General features: G+C 66.7%; 20 protein-coding genes. 11 read left to right on the top strand and 9 right to left on the bottom strand.

Annotation, left to right across the window (positions count from 1 at the left end; all coding sequences use genetic code 11):
- The first annotated feature begins 32 nt into the window (after positions 1-32).
- A complete protein-coding gene (locus tag ACFFGN_RS05240) occupies positions 33-1,772 on the top strand; it encodes a ThuA domain-containing protein (RefSeq protein WP_380044154.1) in 1,740 nt (579 codons plus the stop codon).
- A gap of 135 nt (positions 1,773-1,907) precedes the next feature.
- Entirely contained in the window at positions 1,908-3,206 is a 1,299-nt protein-coding gene (locus ACFFGN_RS05235; RefSeq protein WP_380044153.1) for a ricin-type beta-trefoil lectin domain protein, read from the top strand.
- A 61-nt stretch (positions 3,207-3,267) separates the two neighbouring features.
- Here the strand turns inward: ACFFGN_RS05235 and ACFFGN_RS05230 are convergent, their stop codons facing one another.
- The 5 genes from ACFFGN_RS05230 to ACFFGN_RS05210 are packed head-to-tail and all read right to left on the bottom strand — an operon-like array spanning position 3,268 to position 8,172.
- Positions 3,268-4,359, bottom strand: coding sequence for a Gfo/Idh/MocA family protein (locus ACFFGN_RS05230; protein ID WP_380044152.1), 1,092 nt, complete (start codon positions 4,357-4,359; stop codon positions 3,268-3,270).
- Positions 4,352-5,128, bottom strand: coding sequence for a ThuA domain-containing protein (locus ACFFGN_RS05225; protein ID WP_380044151.1), 777 nt, complete (start codon positions 5,126-5,128; stop codon positions 4,352-4,354). The genes ACFFGN_RS05230 and ACFFGN_RS05225 overlap by 8 nt, the downstream gene beginning before the upstream one ends.
- Positions 5,129-5,151: 23 nt before the next feature.
- A complete protein-coding gene (locus ACFFGN_RS05220; RefSeq protein ID WP_380044150.1) occupies positions 5,152-5,967 on the bottom strand; it encodes a carbohydrate ABC transporter permease in 816 nt (271 codons plus the stop codon).
- A gap of 13 nt (positions 5,968-5,980) precedes the next feature.
- Positions 5,981-6,940, bottom strand: coding sequence for a carbohydrate ABC transporter permease (locus ACFFGN_RS05215; RefSeq protein ID WP_380044149.1), 960 nt, complete (start codon positions 6,938-6,940; stop codon positions 5,981-5,983).
- Between the two features lie 5 nt (positions 6,941-6,945).
- Entirely contained in the window at positions 6,946-8,172 is a 1,227-nt protein-coding gene (locus ACFFGN_RS05210) for a sugar ABC transporter substrate-binding protein (RefSeq protein WP_380044148.1), read from the bottom strand.
- Positions 8,173-8,355: 183 nt separating this feature from the next.
- Between ACFFGN_RS05210 and ACFFGN_RS05205 the strand changes: the two genes are divergently transcribed.
- The 3 genes from ACFFGN_RS05205 to ACFFGN_RS05195 all read left to right on the top strand — a co-directional run bounded on the left by ACFFGN_RS05205 (position 8,356) and on the right by ACFFGN_RS05195 (position 11,378).
- Positions 8,356-9,372, top strand: a complete 1,017-nt coding sequence (locus ACFFGN_RS05205) for a LacI family DNA-binding transcriptional regulator (RefSeq protein ID WP_380044147.1) — start codon at positions 8,356-8,358, stop codon at positions 9,370-9,372.
- 1,004 nt (positions 9,373-10,376) lie between these two features.
- Entirely contained in the window at positions 10,377-10,673 is a 297-nt protein-coding gene (locus ACFFGN_RS05200) for a DUF1905 domain-containing protein (RefSeq protein WP_380044146.1), read from the top strand.
- Positions 10,674-10,775: 102 nt separating this feature from the next.
- Positions 10,776-11,378 carry a LysE family translocator gene (locus tag ACFFGN_RS05195; RefSeq protein ID WP_380044145.1) on the top strand — a complete coding sequence of 201 codons (603 nt, stop codon included), beginning with the start codon at positions 10,776-10,778 and terminating at the stop codon, positions 11,376-11,378.
- 121 nt (positions 11,379-11,499) lie between these two features.
- On the opposite strand, the gene ACFFGN_RS05190 is transcribed toward ACFFGN_RS05195, so the two are convergent.
- A complete protein-coding gene (locus ACFFGN_RS05190; protein ID WP_380044144.1) occupies positions 11,500-11,958 on the bottom strand; it encodes an SRPBCC family protein in 459 nt (152 codons plus the stop codon).
- Between the two features lie 156 nt (positions 11,959-12,114).
- Between ACFFGN_RS05190 and ACFFGN_RS05185 the strand changes: the two genes are divergently transcribed.
- On the top strand, positions 12,115-12,777 hold the full coding sequence (locus tag ACFFGN_RS05185; protein ID WP_380044143.1) for an SGNH/GDSL hydrolase family protein: 663 nt from the start codon (positions 12,115-12,117) through the stop codon (positions 12,775-12,777).
- Between the two features lie 11 nt (positions 12,778-12,788).
- On the opposite strand, the gene ACFFGN_RS05180 is transcribed toward ACFFGN_RS05185, so the two are convergent.
- The gene (locus ACFFGN_RS05180; protein WP_380044142.1) at positions 12,789-12,947 is read right to left on the bottom strand and encodes a hypothetical protein; all 159 of its coding nucleotides are present in this window, start codon (positions 12,945-12,947) and stop codon (positions 12,789-12,791) included.
- Positions 12,948-13,195: 248 nt separating this feature from the next.
- On the opposite strand from ACFFGN_RS05180, the gene ACFFGN_RS05175 reads away from it, so the two are divergent.
- From ACFFGN_RS05175 to ACFFGN_RS05160, 4 genes are all read left to right on the top strand, one after another.
- Positions 13,196-14,818, top strand: a complete 1,623-nt coding sequence (locus tag ACFFGN_RS05175) for a cellulase family glycosylhydrolase (protein ID WP_380044141.1) — start codon at positions 13,196-13,198, stop codon at positions 14,816-14,818.
- A 59-nt stretch (positions 14,819-14,877) separates the two neighbouring features.
- Entirely contained in the window at positions 14,878-15,225 is a 348-nt protein-coding gene (locus ACFFGN_RS05170) for a TetR family transcriptional regulator C-terminal domain-containing protein (RefSeq protein ID WP_380044198.1), read from the top strand.
- 207 nt (positions 15,226-15,432) lie between these two features.
- A complete protein-coding gene (locus tag ACFFGN_RS05165; RefSeq protein WP_380044140.1) occupies positions 15,433-17,121 on the top strand; it encodes a discoidin domain-containing protein in 1,689 nt (562 codons plus the stop codon).
- 36 nt (positions 17,122-17,157) lie between these two features.
- The gene (locus ACFFGN_RS05160; RefSeq protein WP_380044139.1) at positions 17,158-18,372 is read left to right on the top strand and encodes an alkaline phosphatase; all 1,215 of its coding nucleotides are present in this window, start codon (positions 17,158-17,160) and stop codon (positions 18,370-18,372) included.
- 95 nt (positions 18,373-18,467) lie between these two features.
- Here the strand turns inward: ACFFGN_RS05160 and ACFFGN_RS05155 are convergent, their stop codons facing one another.
- The gene (locus tag ACFFGN_RS05155) at positions 18,468-19,154 is read right to left on the bottom strand and encodes a TetR/AcrR family transcriptional regulator (protein ID WP_380044138.1); all 687 of its coding nucleotides are present in this window, start codon (positions 19,152-19,154) and stop codon (positions 18,468-18,470) included.
- Positions 19,155-19,225: 71 nt separating this feature from the next.
- On the opposite strand from ACFFGN_RS05155, the gene ACFFGN_RS05150 reads away from it, so the two are divergent.
- On the top strand, positions 19,226-20,464 hold the full coding sequence (locus ACFFGN_RS05150; protein ID WP_380044136.1) for an MFS transporter: 1,239 nt from the start codon (positions 19,226-19,228) through the stop codon (positions 20,462-20,464).
- Here the strand turns inward: ACFFGN_RS05150 and asnB are convergent.
- A complete protein-coding gene (asnB, locus tag ACFFGN_RS05145; protein ID WP_380044135.1) occupies positions 20,461-22,296 on the bottom strand; it encodes an asparagine synthase (glutamine-hydrolyzing) in 1,836 nt (611 codons plus the stop codon). The genes ACFFGN_RS05150 and asnB overlap by 4 nt on opposite strands.
- Between the last annotated feature and the right edge of the window lies 1 nt (position 22,297).

The following is a 22,297-nucleotide window of genomic DNA, read 5'->3' as shown; positions in this document are numbered from 1 at the left end:
ATCACCCGCACAGGAAAGCGAAGTGATTTGAGATGAAGTACTCCTCGACCCGGCGCGCGCTGGGCCTGGCTGTCGCGGCGCTCGCCGTCTTCGCGGCCAACGCCGTTCCACCGGCCGGTGCCGCCGACCTGCCGCCCGGGACCGCTAACCCGATGGCCGTCGCCGCGGACGTGCCGTACGACGTGCTGGTCTTCTCCAAGACGGCCGGCTTCCGGCACGACTCGATCCCGCCGGGCATCCAGCTGATCCGGGACCTGGGCGCGGCCAACAGTTTCACCGTCACGGCGACCGAGGACGCGAACGCGTTCACCGCCGCGAACCTCGCGCGGTACGAGGCGGTGGTGTTCCTCAACACCACCGGCGACGTACTCAACGCCACCCAGCAGAGCGCGTTCGAGTCCTACATCCGCGGCGGAGGTGGTTATGCCGGTATCCACTCGGCGGCGGACACCGAGCACGACTGGCCGTTCTACGGCGAACTGGTCGGCGCGTATTTCGCCTCGCATCCCGCGATCCAGCAGGCGACCGTGCGAGTGGAGAACCGGGCGCATCAGGCGACCCAGCATCTCGCTCCCGCCTGGGTTCGCACCGACGAGTGGTACAACTACCGCACGAACGCCCGGACCAGCGCTCGCGTGCTGGCCACCTTGGACGAGTCGACGTACTCCGGTGGCTCGATGGGCGCCGACCATCCTCATACCTGGTGCAAGACGATCCAGAGCGGCCGGTCCTTCTACACGGGCAGCGGCCACACCCAGTCCACCTTCGCCGAGAGTGGCTTCCGGGCCATGATCCTCGGCGGCATCCGGTACGCGGCCAACCGCACGAAGGCGGACTGCCGACCGGAAACCGGCTACACCACGCTGTACGACGGATCCACCACCGGCTGGTCGCAGGCCGGGCCGGGCGGTTTCGCCAACAGCGGTGGCACGCTGACCTCGTCCGGCGGGATGGGCATGCTCTGGTACGGCGCCAAGGAGTTCCGCTCGTACTCGCTCAAGCTGGACTGGCGAGTGGCCGGCGACGACAACTCCGGCGTGGTTCTCGGGTTCCCGGCAGGCAGCGATCCAGCCACGGCGCTCAGCCAAGGGCACGAGGTGCAGATCGACGCCACGGACACGGCTGACCGGACCACCGGCTCGGTCTACGGGTTCAAGGCCGCGGACCTCGCCGCGCGCGACGGCGCGCTCAATCCGCCGGGGGAGTGGAACACCTACGAACTGCTCGTCGAGGGCGAGCGGCTGCAGGTATTCCTGAACGGCGTCAAGATCAACGACTTCACCAACACCGACCCAGCGCGCTCGCTGACCTCCGGGCACATCGGCGTGCAGAATCATGGCACCGGCGACGAGGTGTCCTTCCGCAACATCCGGATCAAGGAACTGGGCGGCACAAGCGCGGGACCGATCACCGGCCCTGGCGGCAAGTGCGTGGACGTCAGCGGCGGCAGCACCGTCGACGGCACCAAGATTCAGCTCTGGACCTGCACCAACGGCGCCAACCAGCAGTGGACGACGAACGGCACCACGCTGCGCGCCCTCGGCAAATGCATGACCGTCGCCGGCGGTAGTACGGCGAACGGTGCACCGGTGCAACTGTCCACCTGCAACGGCAGCGGCGCCCAGAACTGGACTGCCGGTACCAACGGCTCTCTCGTCAACCCTCAGTCGAGAAAGTGCCTCGACGCCAATGGAGCCAGCACGGCCAACGGCACCCAACTGATCATCTGGACCTGCCACGGCGGCACCAATCAACGCTGGACCAGGCCATGACCCCGCCCAGAACAGGAGCATGCCCATGAGAACGAGGCGCCACGAATGGTTCAGCCGTAACCGTCGCGTCCTGCGCCAGCAGCGCGAATCAGCGCTGGACCCGGTCATGAATTCAGCAGAGAACAGGAGCGATTCATGAAACAAAACCGCCTACTCACCTGGTGTTCGGCCCCGATCGCCACCGCCGCACTGGTTCTTACCGGCACCACCGCCGCCGAGGCCCAACCTGTCGCCGTGACCACGGACGCGGCCGTGCTTGCCGCCTCGCCGGGGTGCGGCAAGGCGCCGACGCTGCGCAGCGGTACGCACACGATTCAGAGCAACGGCAAGACCCGCAGCTTCATCTTGAGCGTGCCGGCCAACTACGACAACACCCGGCAGCACCGGCTGGTGTTCGGGTTCCACTGGCTGGGCGGTACCGCCCAGCAGGTCGCCGGGGGTGGCAGCGACGGTGCCGTCTACGCCCACTACGGCCTGCAGGCACTGGCGAACAACACCGCGATCTTCGTGGCGCCACAAGGCCTCAATAACGGCTGGGGGAACTCCGGCGGCGAGGACGTCACCTTCACCGACGACATGATCCGGCGAATCGAGAACGACCTCTGCGTCGATACCGCACAACGCTTCGCCCTGGGCTTCAGCTACGGCGGCGCCATGAGCTACGCCCTCGCGTGTGCCAGAGCAACGACCTTCCGCGCGGTCGCGGCGATCGCGGCACCCGGCGGGATCAGTGGCTGCAGCGGTGGCACCCAGCCCTTTGCGTACATGGGAATCCACGGCATCAACGACAACATCGGGGCCGGCCGGGGTATGCGCGACAGGTTCGTGCGGAACAACGGCTGCACCCCGCAGAACGCGCCCGAACCGGCCGCGGGCAGCCGCACCCACATCACCACGACGTACTCGGGATGCCGTGCGGGCTATCCCGTCGTCTGGGCCGCCTTCGACGGAGGTCACCAGCAAGGTCCCGTCGACGGATGTGCCGGGTGCGAGAGCGGCGCCCGGAGCTGGGTGAAGAACGAGGTGTGGCGGTTCTTTACGGGCGGTACGACGCCGACGCCGACAACGTTCCGGTTGCGTAGTGAGGCGGCGGGCCGGTGCCTGGATGTGAGTGGAGCGAACTCGGCCAACGGCACGGCGACGCTGGTATGGGCCTGCCACAGCAACAGCAACCAGCAGTTCACACGAAACGGCCAAGCCCTGCAGGTGTTGGGCAAGTGCCTTGAGGTGCCGATCAACGCTGCCAGTGGTACGCCTTCGCGGATCTGGGACTGCAACGGTGGTTCTAACCAGCAGTGGAACCTCAACGACAACGGCACGATCACCATTGCCCAGAACGGACTGTGCCTGACCGCCAGCGGCACCAACAACGGCTCCGCGGCAACCGTCACGACCTGCAACGGCGGCGCCAACCAGCGCTGGACCCGGGCCTAACCGAGGGGGAGGAAGGACGGCGGTCCCGATCCACACCGGGACCGCCGGTCCTCTCTGGCTATCAGGGTTCCAGGCCGACGACCTTGAGCACGTCAGGCCACGCTTGCAGGGCCGCGAGCAACGTCGAATCCTCGACCGTCGCGACGGCCTCGGCGTACGCATCGGTGATCACTTCGGCGATGCGGACCGGGGTACCGAGCGTGGTGGAACGTACGGCGGCTTCGACCATGGCGAGACTGATCACGTTGGTGTGCGCCTCCGACTGCGGCACCGTCGACGAGCGGACCGCGTTGACGAACTCCACGAGGGAACCGGCGATCTGCTCGGGGTCCTCCGGGAGAACCACCGGCACGACTTCGCCGGACGCCAGCTCAACGACGGGTGCGTTGTCGCCGTCCCAACTCGCCGTACCGTTGGCAGCGGACGCCCGCCAACGGCCGTTCCATGACGTCTCCAACCCCGGCGCGCACCAACTGCCATCGAAGGAGAACCGCGTCCCGTCGGCGAACCGGAAGATCGCGGACGCGGCCGCGTTACCGTCGAACCAGCTCCACGCCGGGTTGTACGACTCGCAGTAGACCGACACCGGCTCCGAGCCGATCAGCTTGCGAGCCAGGTCGAACTGGTGAATCGCCATGTCCACCAGCAGCGGTTCGGCCATTTGCTCGCGAAAGCCTCCGAAGTGCGGCGCCTTGTAGAACTCGCACGACAGCGCTCCGATCGTGCCGAGCTCGGCGAGCTGGCCGGCAAAGGCGGAGCCGGTCCGGAAGTACCGGCGCGACTGCGACACCATCAGCAGCTTGCCGCTCACCTCCGAAGCGGCGACCATCGCCAGCGCCTCCCGCACCGTCTCGGCCAACGGCTTCTCGCAGAGCACCGGAAGGCCGCGCAGCAAGGCATCCACGCTGACCTTGGGATGAGCCACCGGCACCGTCACGTCGATGACCGCGTCGACTCTGTCGGCGAGCTCGCCAAGCGAGGTCGCCACCGGGACGGCGCTGTAGCCGTGCTCGTCTGCGGCCGCCCGGGCCACGTCGAGATCCAGGTCGACCAGGCCGGTCAGGACGACGTCCGGGTTCTCGGAGATGGTCTGAAGCCAGGCCCGGCCCATGCCACCGGCACCGACCTGCACAAGCCGCAAGGGTTCAGGCATCCGTGGGCTCCTCGATCGGCCCCGCGTAGCCGTGACCGTTGAAGAAGTCGCCGGTCTCGTACCGCAACAGCGTTGGCACCGACCGCTCGGGCCGCTCGCTGTTGACCCACCCGACCCCGTTCGCGATCACCTTGCGGACATCCGGGTGGTGATAGACCGGGAAGTCCTGGTCGCCGGGGGAGAAGTAGAAGATCTTGCCGTGGCCCCGGCGGAACGTGCAGCCGGAGCGGAACACCTCGCCGCCGGAGAACGACGAGATGAAGATCAGCTCGTCCGGTACCGGGATGTCGAAGTACTCGCCGTACATCTCCTGCTGCTCGATCACGATCGGGTGCGGTACACCTTGCGCGATCGGATGAGTCGGGTTGACCGTCCAGACCAGCTCGCGGTCCCGCTCGCTGCGCCAGCGCAACGTGCACGACGTGCCCATCAGTTTGCCGAAGATCTTCGACCAATGGCCGGAGTGCAGGACGACGAGTCCCATCCCGGCCAGTACCTGCTGGTAGACCCGCTCGACCACCTTGTCGTCGACCTCGCCGTGCGCCGCATGGCCCCACCAGACCAGTACGTCGGTTGCCGCGAGCACTTCGTCGGTCAGTCCGTGCTCGGGCTCGTCGAGGGTCGTCGTAGCGACCGTTGCCCCGGCGCCGAGGTTGTCGCGGACGCCGGCGGCGATGGTGTTGTGCATGCCGTCGGGATAGATCTCCGCGACGTGCGGTTCGACCTGCTCGTGCCGGTTCTCGCCCCAGACAAGTACGCGAATCGTCATATTTTCCAGTCCTTTGAGGTCGGTCATTTCACGGCTCCGCCGATGGCGCCGGCGGCGATGTACTTCTGCGCGGCGAGCAGCAGCACAACCGCAGGGATTGCGGAGAGCACCGCGGTGGCCATCACCGCGTTCCAGTTCTGCACCTGGGTGCCGAGATACTGATAGATCCCGAGCGTCACCGGCCGTACGTCGCCCTTGGTGGTCAAGGTGAGTGCGAACAGGAAATCGCTCCAGGAGAAGAGAAAGCTGAACAGGCCCGCGGTGATCAGCGAGTTTTTGCTGATCGGCAGCACGATCGCGACAAACGCGCGGAACAGTCCGGCGCCATCCACCCGCGCGGCCTCCACCAGCGACGGCGGCAGCGAGAGCATGAAAGAGCGAAGGATCAGGATCGCGAAGGGGATCGCGCTGCTGCAGTTGGCCACGATCAGACCCGGAATCGAATTGAGCAACCCGATTCGTTCGTACGCCGTGTAGAGCGCGTTCGCGATCACGATGCCCGGGATCATCTGCGAGACCAGGATCGCCAGCAGCCCGACGGACACCCAGCGGGACCGGAACTGCGAGAGCGCGTACGCACACGGGGCTGCGATCACCAGGCTGAGCACCACGGTCCCGGCCGCGATGAGCATGCTGGTGAGCAGGTTGCCGCCTTGTTCGCTGAGCGCTCGCCGGTAGCCGGCGAACGTCGGGTCGAGCGGCAGGAAGCCGGCCGTCAACGTGTTGCCGGACGGCTGTAACGAGGCGTTCAGCATCCAGTAGACCGGGAAGAGCATCACGCCCAGGATCACTACGCCGATCACGGTGTACGTCGCGCGACGGGTAGGAGAGTCGGTCATCGTCGTACTCCGCTCACTCGTCGACGGCGCGACGGGTGGCGCGCAGGTAGAGGACCGCGAACAGCAGCGAGATGGCGATCAGGATGTTGCTCAGCGCGGCGCCCTCACCGAACTTGAAGTCGATGAACGACCGCTCGTACGACTGCGTGGCGATCGTCTGGGTGGCGTTGGCCGGTCCGCCGCCGGTCAGGCCGAGAATGATGTCCAGCACCTTGATCGTGTAGACGACGCCGAGCATGAGCAGCACGCTCGCCACCGCGCGCAGGTTCGGCCAGGTGATGTACCAGAATGCGCGCCAGCCGGTCGCGCCGTCCAAGTGCCCGGCCTCGTAGAGCTCGTTGGGGATTTCGGTCAGGCCCGAGTACAACAGCGTCACGTTGAACGGGATGCCGATCCAGATGTTCACTCCGATCACGACGATCAGCGCGACCGACGGCGAGTTCAGCCACGGCACCGGATCGTTGATGAGCCGAAGCCCGATCAGGGTGCGGTTCAGGATGCCGCTGTCCTGTTCGAGGATCGCGCGCCAGGTCGCGCTGGACACGATCAACGGCAGCAGCCAAGGCAACAGCAACAACGATCGCAGTACGCCGCTGAGCGGGAACCGCCGGCGGAAGAACAACGCCAGCGCGAGCCCGATGCCGAACTGGAAGACGATCGATCCGAGCGTGAACAGCACCGTGTTGAGCATCGCCTGCGAGAACAGCTGATCCGTCACGACCGCGGTGTAGTTCTTCAGGCCGACCCATGGCGCCTGTCCGGTGAAGAAGGTCCGCAGGCCGTAATCCTGCAGGCTCATCAGCAGGTTCTTCACCACCGGATAGCCGAACAGCGCGGCCATGGCCAGGACGGCCGGCAGCACGAACAGCAGCTTGGTCAGCTCCTCACCGCGGTGGCGCCGGCCGCGAGGCCCGCGAACGGGCTCCGGGCCGGACGCCGCGGCGTCGTTGCGAGTCAGCGTCGCATTGGCCATCGCGATCAGCCGCCGGAGGCCTGCTTGAAAGCATCCTGGGCGGAGGCCTTACCGGTCAGAGCCAGCGCGATCGCCTGGTAGATCACCTTGGCGGCATCCGGCCACTTGTCGCCCAGCTTGCCGGTCCTGGCCCGCGCGTTCACCACCTGCTCGGTGAAGGCCTTCATGGCGGGGACCTCCTTGACGTACTGATCGAGCAAGGCCGTTTTTGTCGGCACCGTGAACCGCGACTTGGCCCAGGCCAGCTGGTTCTCGTCCGAGCTCAGGCACTTCACGAAGTCGGCGGCCTTCTGCTGCTTGGCCTGGTCCTTGTTGAGCGGAACCGTCCAGGCCTCACCGCCGAGCGGCGCGGTCGGAGTCTGGCCGGCCTGGTTCACCGGGAACTGGACCACATCCCACTTCACCTTCGGGTTCTTCTCCAGCGCCGGGATCTGCCACGGGCCGTTGACCATCATCGCGGCCTTGCCGGCGACGAACTGGTCCTTCGCGTCTGCCTGCGTCCAGTTGATGACACTGTTCGAGGCCGAACCCGATCGCACCAGATCCACCCACAATTGCAGGGCTTCCGCCACCTGCGGGGTAGTCAGGTCGGTCTCGTCACCGCCGTTGGTCCACATCGCCGGCAAGAATTGCCAGGCACCTTCGTACGTCGAGTTCGCGTTGAAGGCGATCCCGTAACGGCCGGGCTTGGTGAGCTTCTTGGCCGCGGCCTTCAGCTCGGCCCAGGTCTTCGGCGGTTCAACGCCCGCGTCGGCGAGCATCTGCGTGTTGTAGAACACCGCGATCGTGTTGACCACCGGGGCCAGTCCGTAAAGCTTGCCGTCGTACGACGTGGCGTCGACGATGCCCTTGGCGAAACCGTCGGCGCTGATGCCCATCTCGTTCAGCGGCGCGAGCGCTCCGGTAGCGGCGATCTGCTGAACGTCCGGGTTGTCCAGCATCAGCACGTCGGGCAGCGTTTTCGAGGAGGCCTGCTGCAGTACCTTTTGGATCAGGGTGTCGCCGGGCACCGTCTCCCGCTGCAGGGTGATACCCAGCTGGTCGGCGCAGGTGTCGAGCCCCTTCTGCACCAGCGACTTATCCGGATCGTTGTTGTAGTAGTCCAGCACCGACAGGCTCTTGACCGCCTCGCCGGACGAAGACGACGCCGAGCCGCCGCCGCCGCAGGCCGCCAGCACGAGCGACAGGGACGTCGCACCCGCCAGCACAGCGGTGATCCGCTTGCTGATCATGACATTGCGCTCCTTCGGTGGATGGTCGATGGCCACAGAAGTACGCCGATCAAAGCGCTTAACTACGGCCCGGGAGGAGATGTCGATCGCTTGTAGAAAGGGGGGTAAAACGCTTAACTGAGATTGGCAAGGACTATGTTCCTTGGGTCACACTGCTGTCAAGAGTTCGGGAGGGCCGAGTCGATGGTGACCATGCGGGACGTCGCGGATCGCGCGGGCGTATCGATTGCGACCGTCTCCTTCCTGCTGAACGACACCAAGCCGGTGACCGAGGCCACCCGGGCGCGGATCGAGCAGGCGATGGCCGAGCTCGGTTACAGCCGCAACATGGTTGCTCGCGCGCTGGCCAGTCGCCGTACGCGCATCATCGCGATGGCCTATCCAGCCCTCGACCATCGCTTCGGCTTCTCGGCGGCGGAGTTCTTCACCAGTGCGGCGACCGCGGCACGCAAGCAGGACTACCACCTGGTGCTCTGGCCGGTCGGCAACGACGGCGCCGAGCTGCACGAGCTGGTGGGGGAGAGCCTGGTCGACGGCGTCGTACTGATGGAGGTCCAGCTCGACGACCCCCGGGTGGCCATCCTGCAGAGGACGCGGACGCCGTTCGCGATGATCGGCCGGACCACGGAACTGGAAGGCCTGTCACACGTCGACATCGACTTCGACAAGACCGTGGCAGACGCCGTCGCCTATCTCTATGGCCTAGGCCATCGCAACCTCGTCCTGGTCGCGGGAGATCTCGCCGATCCGCGCTTCCACAACCACGGGCCGTACGTGCGCACCGAGGCGGCGTATCGCCGGATCTCCGCGGAGTACGGCCTGCAGACCATCGTGGTGGTATCCGCGGACAACACCCAGTCCGGCCAGGAGGCCGCGGCACGGCTGATGCGCGACCACCCGGACACCACCGCCGTACTGGTCATCAACGAGTACGCCGGTCTCGGGGTCGCCTCTGGCCTCAACCGCCTCGGCTACGACGTACCAGGGGAGGTCTCGGTGCTCCCACTCTTGATGGCACCCGAAACCGCGGCCCTGTCAAACCCCGAACTCACCATCATGCGAGCCCCAGGTCCGGAACTGGGTCAACTCGGCACCGAAGCCCTCATCCGCCAACTGGAAGGCGCCGCCGCCCTCCCACCCCAACTGATCCCCGCCAAACTCCAACCCGGCTCCACCACCGCCCCACCCCGCCCGACCTGACCGCCACCGTGAACGGCCCACGCCGGCAGCGGCGCCGGCCGGTATCACGCCCCGGGGGCGAACGCCGGCCGGAATGAGAGTGGCTGGCCATCGGCACGGTGGGTTCCCACCCCGGAATCCCAGGTGGTAACCCACCGTCCGAGTGGCCAGCCACTCGCAGGGCCACGCCATCGCGGCGCCTTGGATCACGGGACGGTGAGGTCTGCCCGGGTTCCACGATTTCCGCACGCTGCGCGTCGGGTTCTCCTGCACGCTCCGCACAAGGTCGTCCCGTGCGCTCTGCACCAGATTGCCCCGCACGCTGGCGTCGGGTGGTCCGGCACGCTGGGTGTCGGGTGGTTCGGCACGCGTCGACGTCGGCGTCGGCGTCGCGTGGCTGGTGGGCGGGCGGCGGTTGGTAGTCGTACCAACTGGCGGCCACGAAAGGCCCGGCTGGGCAGTCCAGCCGGATCGGCTACCGACTTTTGGTACGACTACCCAGCTGCAACCGGGTAGCGGTCAAACAACTCGGCAGCGGGCCCACCACAACCCGGTAGCCGAGCGAAAACCCGGTACCGGGCCCACCACAACCGGGCAGCCGAGCGAAAACCCGTTAACGGCCCCACCACAACCGGGTAGCCAAGCGAAAACCCGGCAACCGGCCGCCCGAAGCACCCAAGCCGTCGAGTTGAGCAGCTCCCCGGCAGCGACTGGCCCCTCCGACGGCGAGTTGAACGACACCTGGCACTGGCTGCCCTCCGGACGGCCGGTCGAGCGGCCCCCTGGGAGTGGCTGGCCCTTCGGAAGGTGGGTTACCACCTCGGAATCCCAGGTGGTAACCCACCATCCGAGTGGCCAGCCACTCGCCGGCCGCCGGGAGCAACCGCCACCTTGACCGGCCCACGCCGGCGTTGGGTGACGGGATTTCGCACGACTGCCCGGTTGGCGGACCTCTTCGGCCGGGAGATCTGCGCGATGGGTACTGAGCTCGGAGGAATGTCGGGCCCGGTCACTAGCATCTGGATATGGATGTGGAGTTTGTTGCTGAGGTGTTCGAGTGGCGCGGGCCGGCGCCATACCACTTTGTGGCAGTGCCGGAGGATCAAAGCGCCGAACTGCGGGCCGCGGCTTCGGTGACGAGTTATGGCTGGGGAATGTTGCCGATCCGGGCTCGGATCGGCAAGACGGAGTGGAAGACTTCGCTTTGGCCGAAGGACGGCACCTACCTGCTGCCGATCAAGGACGCGGTGCGCAAGCCCGAAGGCCTCGAGCTCGGTGATCAGGTGGCCGTTCGGCTGACGGTTGATGGGCTTCCACGGTAGGCCCGGACGTTAATGGACCTATGAGTCAGGGGGGTTATGGCCCTGTTGTTGGGACCACAAACACGTCAAGGTGGTTGGACCTTGAACCTGCGGAGGTCCCCGTTGAGCATCGCGTTCCTGCTGACCACGTTGGCCGTGGTCGCCACCCCCGGCACCGGCGTCGTCTACACCCTCGCCGCCGGGTTGTCCCACGGTCGCCGTGCGAGCATCGTGGCCGCGCTTGGCTGCACCCTCGGCGTCGTACCCCACCTGGTGGCGTCGATCACCGGCCTCGCCGCCTTGCTGCACACCAGCGCCGTCGCCTTCGAAGTGCTGAAGTACCTCGGTGTCGGCTACCTGCTCTACATGGCATGGGCGACGCTGCGCGACAAGGACGCCCTGACCGTGCAGGAGGCCGAGCCGCGAACGCCGGCACGGGTGATCGCCTCCGGCGTGCTGGTGAATCTGCTCAACCCCAAGCTGACGATGTTCTTCGTCGCGTTCCTGCCTCAGTTCGTGCCGGCCGGTGAGCCAGGTTCGCTGGGCACAATGCTGGAACTCAGCGCTGTCTTCATGGTCCTGACGTTCCTGGTCTTCGTCCTGTACGGCCTGTGCGCCGCGGCGGTCCGGGACCAGGTGCTGGCTCGGCCGCGGGTGATGACCGGCATTCGCCGGGTGTTCGCCGCGTCCTTTGTCGCACTGAGCGCCCGGCTGGCGGCCGCGTAAGTCCTCGCGGCCACCTCGTGATACGAAGGGAGCCGCCGTCGTTGCCCTGAGCAACGATGACGGCTCGCAGTCGTACGACGTGTCTACTCTGCGGATCTAGTGCGCATGGTGGTTCTGTGTGTCACTGGCCTTCGGCTAGGGCCGCGAGCCGGTCCAGCGATTGCTGAAGCTTGTCCGCGGTAGTTGCCCTGGCGCGGGTCATGCGGTTCTCGTCGGTCAAGTGCGTCCAGTCGTAGGTGTGGGTAACCCGCGTACTCGACGCGTCGATCGGATCGAGCTCCCATCGCCACAGGTGGCCGGGCGGTTCCTTGCCCGGCTCGGAAGGCCGCCAGGCGATACGACGGCCCTCGTCGAACTCGACCACGTGGTTCTCGCGAACCTGGCCGCCGGTGAGGGTCATGGTGAACACGTCGCCGGTGGCACGGACTCGTTGCCCGGCCGGTGCCTCCGACAGGTTGGCGTTGCCGTCCCAGCCGGGCTGCTGAGACGGGTCGGCGATGAGCTCGAAGATCTGGGCGGCACCGGCCGAAATGTCCCGGCTGGCGCTGGCTACGCGCAACTCCTGGTCTTCACTGGTCATGAGCCCATCGAAGCACAGCAGCTAGTGTCCTGAGTCGGGTGTCACCGACCGACTGCCGGGGCCGATCCGGCGAACGACTAGCTAGACTTCCCGCGTGGCGACGAGGGCTGGGACTCGGCTGTTGACGGCCAGTGTGGCCGAGGACGTGGGGCGGCGTTGAACATCACCGGTGAGCTGTTGCCGGCGGGATCCCTTGTTGTGTTCCAGGGCGACTCCATCACGCACGGCGGCCGCGGGACCACGGACGACCCGAACCACATTCTCGGGCACTCGTATCCGTTCCTGATCGCGTCCGAGGCTGCCGCGCGGTACCCGGGCCAGGGTTGGCGTTTCATCAACCGCGGTGTGAGTGGCGACAAAGTGTCAGACCTAGCCGCGCGTTGGCAGCAGGACACGCTGAATCACCGGCCGGACGTGCTGAGCATTCTGGTCGGCGTGAACGACGCAAATGCCGTGTTGCAAGGGACTTCGGCCGACTCCGGAACCGGCTTCGAGTCGGCGTACAGGTCGCTATTGCAGCGGACTGTCGCGGAGCTGCCGGCTGTGCGGCTGGTGCTGGGGGAGCCGTTCTACCTGCCGACCAGTCCGGTGGAGTCGCTGCGCGAGACCTGGGGCACCGCGGTGCAGATCCGCGCCGACATCGTGCGCGAACTGGCCGATTCGTTCGGCGCGACTTTTGTGCCGTATCAAGCCGCCCTGGAGGCCGCCGTTGCGTTGGCCCCCGCCGAACACTGGATCTGGGACGGCGTCCACCCGACGTACGCCGGCCAAAGAATTCTCGCCGACACCTGGATCAACGCAGTCACCCGCCAGCCATAGACCGCCGATCCCTAGCCCAGCGAGCCATCGGTGGTGCTGGCTGCTGACAGCAGGCGGACGCGCTCGGTAAGACGCTTCGGCCAGTAGAACGCCTGCCACCCCAACACCCCGGCGCATCCGGTCGCCGCGACCAAAGGCGATCGAGGGCCGGTCAGCATCGAAGTGCGCATCGAACCATCCTCAGGTATCACCACCTATTGGCGCCAGCCCTGAATTTTCGCTTGCTTCCCGGCAACTGGCAGGGCGGGAAAATACGCGCTGAATTTTCACGAGGACTTGTTACTGAACCGGGCAAGTGCCACTCTGTGTTTTCGGGTTCGCACCCGGAGTCATCGACAGGCGGTGGCTTTGTGCGGCCCTGTGTCGTATTCGCCCCGGCCGCCCCCGGTTGCGCGCCAGTAGACCCCAAGGAATGACCATGAGACTTCGCTTGACGGCGATGGGAGCGCTCCCGGCGCTCATCGCGTCGCTGCTCGTCCTCCTCCCCGCACCGCCGGCCACCGCCGAGCCCGCCGCCCCCGCGCCGGGCTTTCACATCAGCGGCCAGAAGCTGCTGGACGCCAACGGCAACCCCTTCGTCATGCGCGGTACGAGCCACCCGCACGTCTGGTACCAGGGCGAGACCGGGTCGTACGCCGAAATCGCCGGCCTGGGCGCGAACACCGTCCGGGTGGTCCTCGGCAGCGGCCAGCGCTGGGGTCCGAGCCCTGCCGCCGACGTCGCCAACGTGATCAGCTTGTGCAAGGCGAATCGGCTGGTCTGCGTGCTCGAGGCGCACGACACGACCGGCTATGGCGAGGACGCTGCCGCCGCCACGCTGGACCAGGCCGTCACGTACTGGAACAGCATTCGCGATGTCCTGATCGGCCAAGAGGCCTTCGTCCTGATCAACATCGGCAACGAGCCGATCGGCAACACCAATCCAGGGCAATGGACGACCGCCACCGCGAACGCCGTACAGCGGATGCGCACTCTCGGGTTCGAGCACACGCTCGTTGTGGACGCGCCGAACTGGGGTCAGGACTGGAGTAACACCATGCGCGACAATGCGCAGACGGTCTGGAACGCGGACGGCCAGCGCAACACCCTCTTCTCCGTGCACATGTATCAGGTGTACGGAACCGCGGCCACGATCACGAGCTACTTCGACGCGTTCGCGAAGGCGGGTCTGCCTTTGATCGTCGGCGAGTTCGGCCACGAGCATCAGGGCCAGAATGTCGACGAGGACACCATCATGGCCGAGGCGCAAACGCGTGGGATCGGCTGGGTGGCCTGGTCGTACAGCGGTAACACCGAGCCGTATCTCGACCAGACGGTGGCGTTCAACCCGGCGCAGCTGACGCCCTGGGGACAGCGGGTGTTCACCGGACCGAACGGTGTCTCCGAGACCTCGCGATGCGCGACGGTGTTCACCGGTTGCGGCCCTGGTGGCACGGCTCCGGCAGCGCCAACCGGCCTCGCTGTCACCGGTGCCACCTCGAGCTCGGTCTCGCTGTCGTGGACCGGCTCTGCTGCAGCGACGCAGTACCAGGTGCACCGGGCCGCTGGCGCCTGCACCGCTCAAAGCGCCTTCAGCCAGGTCGCCAGTACGGCCGGCCTGACCTTCACCAACACGGGGCTGGCCGCGAACACGTCCTACTGCTACCGGGTCACGGCCTCGAACGCGGCCGGTACGTCCGCGCCCTCGGGAACGGTGACGGGCACTACTACTGGTGGCGGCGACCCTGGCAACGGATGCTCGGTCGTGCCGACCGTGCAGAGCCGGTGGGACAGCGGGTACGTCGTACAGCCGGTAGCGGTGACGAATACCCGGACGTCGGCGATCAGCGGCTGGCGGGTCACCTTCACCCTGCCGGCCGGGCACACGATCGCCGGTTCCTGGAACGCGTCATTGTCCGGGACCAGCGGCACGATCACGGCAACAAACGTGCCCCACAACGGCAATCTGCCCGTCGGTGGAAAGACCAGCTTCGGTTTCCAGGTCAACAAGCCCAGTGGGAACTCGCAAAGCCCGAGCGGCTTCAGCTGCACCGCCTCCTGATCCCCGCGTCACTGCGCTGACACCGAACGCCCTCGGCCGCGTGGCCGGGGGCGTTCGGCATCCCCGCCATCCGCGACTTCTTCGACCGGCTCGTAACAGTGCGCTGCACCGGTAAGTTCGCCGGCTGGGGATGCCTGGTCTCGAACGCCCATCTCGAGCAGCCAGCTGGCGAGGCGCAAGCAGTGCTCGACAACCACCAAGCCAGCCTCCGCGATGCCCTGCAGTCCGCGCTCACCACTGCCGGCGGCCTCGGTCAACTGGGCCCCGGTCTCGACCTGAGCGCGACGGCAGAACACTTCACCCTGCTCGCCTACGCCATCAACCTCCGCTCCCGCGCCGGCGCCCAACCCCAAGCCCTCCGCGCCGCCATCAACGCCGCCCTCGCTCCCGTCTCCCGGACCCCCTGAGCCCCCTCGACTCTGACAACAGACAGGCTGCGACGCGTCGCGCGTCGTCCGGCCAGGGGCGGGCGACCGCCAGCAGGCGTGCGGCGGTTGGCGTTGACCGTTGCCTCTCCGGAGTCGGGTCGCTACAGTGCATGAACTGTTAGTAACGTTTACTAACAGTTGACGCTGTTCACCAGGCCCCGCCAAGTTGGCCGGAAGGAGCGCGACGTGCACCTGTTCCGCCGTACCACCCTGTCCGCCGCAGTCGTAGCGGTGTTGTTCTCGTCCGTGTGGGTGCCGCCGGCAAGAGCCGCGGACGTTCTGCTGTCACAGGGGAAACCCGTGACGACGTCCAGTATCGAAGACAGTGCGTTCGTCGGCGCGAAAGCGGTCGACGGCTCTGGTACGACCCGGTGGGCCAGCGTGGAGGGCGTCGACCCGCAGTGGTTGCGGGTGGACCTCGGCGTGGTGGCCACGGTTCGCCGGATCAAGCTGGACTGGGAAGCCGCGTACGCATCGAAGTACCGGCTGGAGATCTCCGACGACGACGTCACCTACAGCACGGTTGTTGCCGTCGACAACGGTGACGGCAATACCGACGACCTGACCGGATTCACCGCGCGCGGCCGATACCTCAGGTTCGTGGGACTCACTCGCGGCACTCCGTGGGGCTACTCGTTGTGGGAACTGCAGGCCTTCGGTACGACGGACTCCACCGGCGATACCCAAGCCCCGACCGTGCCGACCGGGCTCGCCGCCGGTACCGTCACCGCGACGAGTGCCGCGCTGACGTGGTCGCCGTCGACGGACAACGTTGGCGTGACCGGTTACGAGGTGCTCCGCAACGGCAGTCCGGTCGCGACGGTGGCGGGCACGTCGTACCAAGACAGTGGGCTCGCCCCGGATACGTCGTACAGCTACACCGTCCGTGCACGCGATGCCGCAGGCAACAGTTCCGCCGCCAGTACGGCGGTGGCCGTTCGTACCAAGGTGAACCAGACCACCTGGCCAGGCGACGCCACCGTCACCATCGCCGACGGCAGCAACGTGTTCGGTCAGAATCTCAGCGGTCTTTCGTTCGAGAATCCCGACGTGCTCTGGGCAGCGAAGAACGGACCCAGCACGTTGTACCGCCTCGTTCGTGATGGTTCCAACTGGCGCCCCGACTCGATCGGCGGCCGTACGTTGAACTATCGCAACGGCAGCGGTGACCCCGACGCCGAAGCCGTGGTCCATACGCCCGACGGGCTGCTCGTGGCGACCGAGCGCGATGGTGACAACAGTGGAACCAGCCTGGCGAAGGTGCTGCGATTCGATCCGAAGTCCACGGCGCGCACCCTCAACGCGACCGCCGAGTGGGACCTCACGCGTGACCTGCCTGCGGTGTCGGCCAACAGCGGCCCCGAAGCGATCTCGTGGATCCCGGACTCCGTCCTCACTGCACGCGGTTTCCGTGACGAGCGGACGAACACCGCCTACACGCCCAGCTCGTACCCGAACCACGGCACCGGGCTGTACTTCGTCGGCCTCGAAGCCAACGGCATGGTCTACGCATATGCGCTGAACCAGTCCGGTGGCACGTTCACGCGCGTCGCCGCATTCCCCGGCGGGCACTCGTCGATCATGGACCTCGAGTTCGAGCCGGAAACTGGTCTGCTCTGGTCGACCTGCGATGACACCTGCCAAGGACGCAGTACGACGCTGTCGATCCTCGGCGGCAAATTCACCGTGACGGGCACCTACGACCGGCCCGCGCAGTTGCCCAACTACAACAACGAGGGTTTCGCGATCGCGCCGCAATCCACCTGCGCGAACGGGCGTAAGCAGGTCGTCTGGGCCGACGACGGGAACAACGGCGGGCACGCGCTCCGCGCCGGAACACTGCCCTGCACCGCCGTACAGCCGGCCGGTCGCTGAGGCGTCGGCTCACCATCTCTTGCTAGGAGATTGAACGTGCGCAGTCTTGCTCTGACCATGGCTTTGTTGCTCGTCGGCGGCGGTACGGCCGCCGTCGCGCAGACAACGGACAAGGAGGCGGCAGGCGCCCGCGTCGCGAAGAACATCATCTACATCCAAGGTGATGGCTTGGGACTCGGGCAGCGCGACCTGATCCGCTTGGCCACCAAGGGCAGGTACGGCGAACTGGAGCTCAACAAGTTGCCGGTCGCCGGCCTGGTTCGTACCACCTCGGCGGACCCCGATGAGATCGTGACCGACTCGGCGGCTTCGGCTACCGCGCTGGCCACCGGCCACAAGACCAACAACGGGGTGGTCGGCATGGACCGCCACGGCCGGCCGGTCGAAACGATCATGGAGCGGGCGAAGCGTGCCGGGAAGTCGACCGGCCTGGTCACCACCGCCACGGTGACAGCCGCTTCGCCCGCTTCCTTCGCGGCACATGTACCGAGCCGGGACCTGCAAAGCGAGATCGCGATCCAGTACATCGAGAAGCTCCGGCCGGACGTGATGCTGGGCGGTGGTGAGGACTGGTGGTACCCGAAGGGGAACCCGGGCCACTATCCCGACAAGCCGGGGGAGGAGAGCAGCAGTCCGTACGGCAACCTGGTCGAACGGGCGCAGCGCAAGGGCTACACGTACGTGCGCGACGCGACTGAACTCCAGAACACGCGCGCGAACCGGCTGCTCGGGCTCTTCTCGAACGAGGACATGATCGACTACGGCCCGGACGGCGTCGGCAAGTACGCCCCGCGGGTCCCGCTGAAGCAGATGACACGCAAGGCGCTGGACGTGCTGTCCAAGAATCCGCGCGGCTTCTTCCTGTTCCTGGAGGAAGAAGGGATCGACGGCCTGTCCCACGAGAACAACGCGCACGGGGTGATCGACGCGGGCCGTGCGCTCGATGAGACCGTGGCCGAGGTGATGCGCTTTGTCGCCGCGAACCCGGACACGTTGGTGATCATCAACGGCGACCACGAAACCGGTGGCCTGAGCATCGAGAACCACGACACCGACGAGACCGATCCCAAGCAGGACGGCCCGTTCGCCATCCCAGGGTCGAAGCTGAAGTTCACCGTCGACTGGACCACTCACGGCCACACTGGCTCCGACACTCCGCTCACCGCGGTCGGACCGGGCTCGGAGCGCCTCGGTCGCGTGCTCGACAACACCGAGGTCTACCACGCGATGCGAGCCGCGGCCCGGATCTGAGAACACTGGTGGGGGTAGCCGCAACTGTGGCTACCCCCACCGGTGACTGGCGTCGCCAGCGAACTGTCGGCGGCCACGCCTAGCGTGCTGGGCTGTCAGTGAAGGTGGGTTGCGGCGCCGTCGAGGCAGAGGTCGATGATGTAGCGGTAGGCCCGTTCGTCATCGCTGGTGATCTCTTGCGGCGTGCGTCCGCGCTTGCCCAGCTGCGCGGCCATGGCGGCCAGGCCCGGAGTCTCCTCGCGGTTGCTGTGGGCAAGGAACGCGTCGCGAGCGTCGAGCCGTTCCTCCAGTCGCTCGGCCCGATCGTCCTCGAGATCGACGTGCAGGAATCCAGTGCCGACGAGGAAGCTGTAGATGTCGACGGACTCGTCGCCGAAGCCTGCTCGCTGCAGCACTGTCACGCCACGGTCGATGATGCGCATCGCCGACGGCACGGTCGGCCCGGCCAGATAGAGCCGACGGGCGACGCCTGGGTATTTGCGCAGCACCTTGCGTCCCTCGCAGAGGAACTCGATGAACCACTCGCGCCAGGGCAGTTCGACCGGCGGGCAGGGCATCTGCGCGACCACCCGCTCGGTGACGGCCTGCAGAACCGCCTCGCGACCGCCGATGTGGTGGTAGATGACCGCGGGATACACGTCGAGTTCGCCGGCGAGGTCGCGCACGCTCCAGCCGTCCAGGCCTTTACGGGCGGTGAGAGCCGTCGCGGCGGCCGCGACCTTGGCCGCGGTGATCGGCGGCAGGCCGGCCGCTGTTCTCGACTTCGGCGAACTGGACGTCATGCGATCAGAGCTAATCATGCCTCCTGGTGCTAAGGTGATCCTAACCTCTTGAACACTGTACAAGGATCGCGATGAATGAAACCGCCCGTCGTCCGCTCGTGCTGGTCTACCTCGCCGTGTTCGGCGGCTATTTCGGCCAGCAAATGATCATGCCGATCCTCCCGCCGCTGGCCCGCGAACTCGGCCTCAGCGAGGTACAACTCGGGCTGGTGATGACCGTCGCCGCGGCGATCGTTGTCCTGGCCAGCCCGTTCTGGGGTCGTCGCAGCGAGGCCCTCGGCCGCAAACCCGTGATCGTGACAGGGCTGGTCGGCGCGATCGCCGGCCTGGCCGGTTTTGCCGTCGTCACCCAGCTCGGCCTGGACGGGCGTTGGTCGCTGCCGGTGCTGTTCGGGCTGATCCTGGTCAGCCGGAGTCTGCTCTTCGGCGGCTTCATGGCGGCGATTCCCGTCTCCGCCCAGACGTACGTCGTTGACGTCACGAGCGATGAGAAGGCCCGGGTGCGAGGGCTGTCGCTGATCGGTGCCGTCACCGGCCTCGCCCTCGTTCTCGGCCCGGCCATCGGCGGTCTGCTCGGGCGGTTCGGTCTGTTGGTGCCGCTGTACGTCGCCCCGGCCGCCCTCGTGCCGTTGGCCATTGTGGTGGCGTGGCGCCTACCGGCCGAACCGCGCCATCGGGACAAGCCGGAGGTGCCGCGTCTGCGGCCGTTCGATGGCCGGATCTGGCCGTTCCTGCTGATCGGGTTCGGGTTGTTCCTCTCGCTGGCGCTGATGCAGATGACGATCGGGTTCTTGCTGCAAGATCGCCTGGAGCTGTCGGCCGAGCAGACGGCTCGCACCACGGGCTTTGCTCTCTTGTGCGCCGGCTTGCCGATGCTGGTGATGCAGGCGGCGGTGGTGCCCAAGCTCGGCTGGCGACCGGCGCGCATGCTGCGAGTCGGCATTCCGATCGCCATGACCGGTTTCCTCCTGGCCGTGCCCGATCTGGGTCAGTGGCCGATCTTTTTGGGGGTGGCCCTGACCGGCATCGGCTACGGCCTCGCCGTTCCCGGCTATACGTCAGCTCCGACCCTCCTGGTCGATCGGAACGAGCAAGCGGGGCTAGCTGGTCTTCTCGGTGCCACCACTGCCTTGACCTTCGTCTTCGGCCCAGTCCTCGGCACGTCCCTCTACCAACTAGCCCCTGCCTTGCCCTACCTCCTTGCTGCTGCGCTGCTCGCCGCGCTACTGGTCTTCGTCCTGACACACCGCGCCCTCCGCGCTGTCGCCGCGGTTCCGCTCGCTACCGCCGACAGCGCCACGGGACACTAGAGCCGAAGGTGAGGCTGGTACAGGTCGAACCAGTGGTAGAGGTCGAGGACCCGTTCCAAACCGTTCCGGGCGGCGCTCGGCAAGGTGGCCGGGTCGTGCGCGACTGTCGTTGTCAGCCAGGTGGGGGAGACGATTTCGAAGACCGGGCTTCCGGTTTCGGCGAGTACGTCGGCCGCCTGCCGCTGCAAGGCGGCCGCGTAGCGCGGGTCTTGTGGGGTCGGGTACGGATTCTTCACCCGGTGGACGACTGACTCGGGTAGTTGGTCGTTCACCGCCGCCCGGAGCAAGGACTTCTCGCGACCGTCGAAGGTTTTCAGCGACCACGGCGTGTTGTAGACGTACTCCACCAGCCGGTGGTCCGCGAACGGCACGCGGACCTCCAGACCGACCGCCATCGACATGCGGTCCTTCCGGTCCAGCAGCGCCCGTACCAACCGAGTGAGGTGCAGATGGCAACTTGTGCGCATCCGTCGTTCGAGCGGGTCCACGCCGTCCAGGTGGTCGACCCCGGCGACGGCTGTCGCGTACTGGTCGGCGATGTAGGTACCGATATCCAATGTGGAGCGCAGACCGGGCTGAAGCAAAGCCGTCCGGTCGATCGTGTGGGAGTTCTGGAAGGCCAGCCAGGGAAAGGTGTCCGCGTCACGCGCGGCAGGATGGTGGAACCACAGGTAGCCACCGAACAGCTCGTCGGCGAACTCGCCGGACAGTGCAACGGTGGAGTCGGCCCGGATCGCCTGGAACAGCAGGTACATCGAGGAGTCGATATCCCCGAGACCGATCGGCATGTCCCGGGCCCGGACGACCGCCCGCCGCAGGTCTGGATCGGCCAGCGTGGCCGGGTCCAGTACGACGTCCTGGTGCTTCGAACCGGTCCAGGCGACGACATCGCGAATGAACGGTCCGTCCGGAGTGGTACGCATCTCGTCACGCTGGAACGTCTCCTCCTGGCCGGCGAAGTCGACCGAGAACGTGCGCAACGGGCCGTCCAGCGACGACCGCGCGGCGAGGGCCGTGACCGCGCTCGAGTCGAGACCGCCCGACAGCAGAACGCATTGCGGTACGTCGGACACCATCTGCTTGTCCACCGCGTCGGCCAGCAACGAGCGAACCGTCGCGACCGTGGTCTCCTGGTCGTCGGGATGTTGCCACGTCGGCAGCCGCCAGTACGTACGTTGCCGAAGGCCCGCATCGTCGAGGGTGACGACGGTGCCGGGTTCGACTTCGGTCATGCCCTTCCACAGGGACCAGCCGGGGGCCTTGGTGAAGCCGATCAGCTCCCGCAGGCAGTCCACGTCCACCACCCGTGCCGCGAGCGGATTCGCCAGGATGGCCTTTGGTTCGGACCCGAACAGCAGGCCGCCGTCCGGTGTCTCGTACAGATAGAGCGGTTTGACCCCCATCCGGTCCCGGACCAGCGTCAACCGGTCGTACCGCTCGTCCCACAAGGCGAACGCGTACATGCCGACGAGCTTCTCCGCGACGGCCGAACCCCATTCCAGGTAGCCTTCCAGCACCACCTCGGTATCACTCGCGGTCCGGAACTGGTGGCCCAGCGCAACAAGCTGCTGGCGCAGTTCACGGTAGTTGTAGACCTCGCCGCTGTAGACCAGAACCACCGTGCCGTCCGGTGTACTGGCGGTCATCGGCTGCTGCCCACGAGCCAGGTCGATGACCGCGAGCCGGCGGTGGCCGAGGGCAACCTTGCGGCGGAGCCAGGTCCCACTGGCGTCAGGTCCGCGGTCTGCCATCGTGCCGGTCATCTGCTCGACGATCGGGCGGCGGGTGGTCAGGTCGGTGTCGTACGACACCCATCCGGTGATGCCACACATG

The organism is Kribbella deserti (assembly GCF_042434725.1).
Classification (GTDB): Bacteria; Actinomycetota; Actinomycetes; order Propionibacteriales; family Kribbellaceae; genus Kribbella; species Kribbella deserti.
Note: the sequence above shows the minus strand (reverse complement) of the source record. Positions and strands in the feature narration are given on the sequence as shown.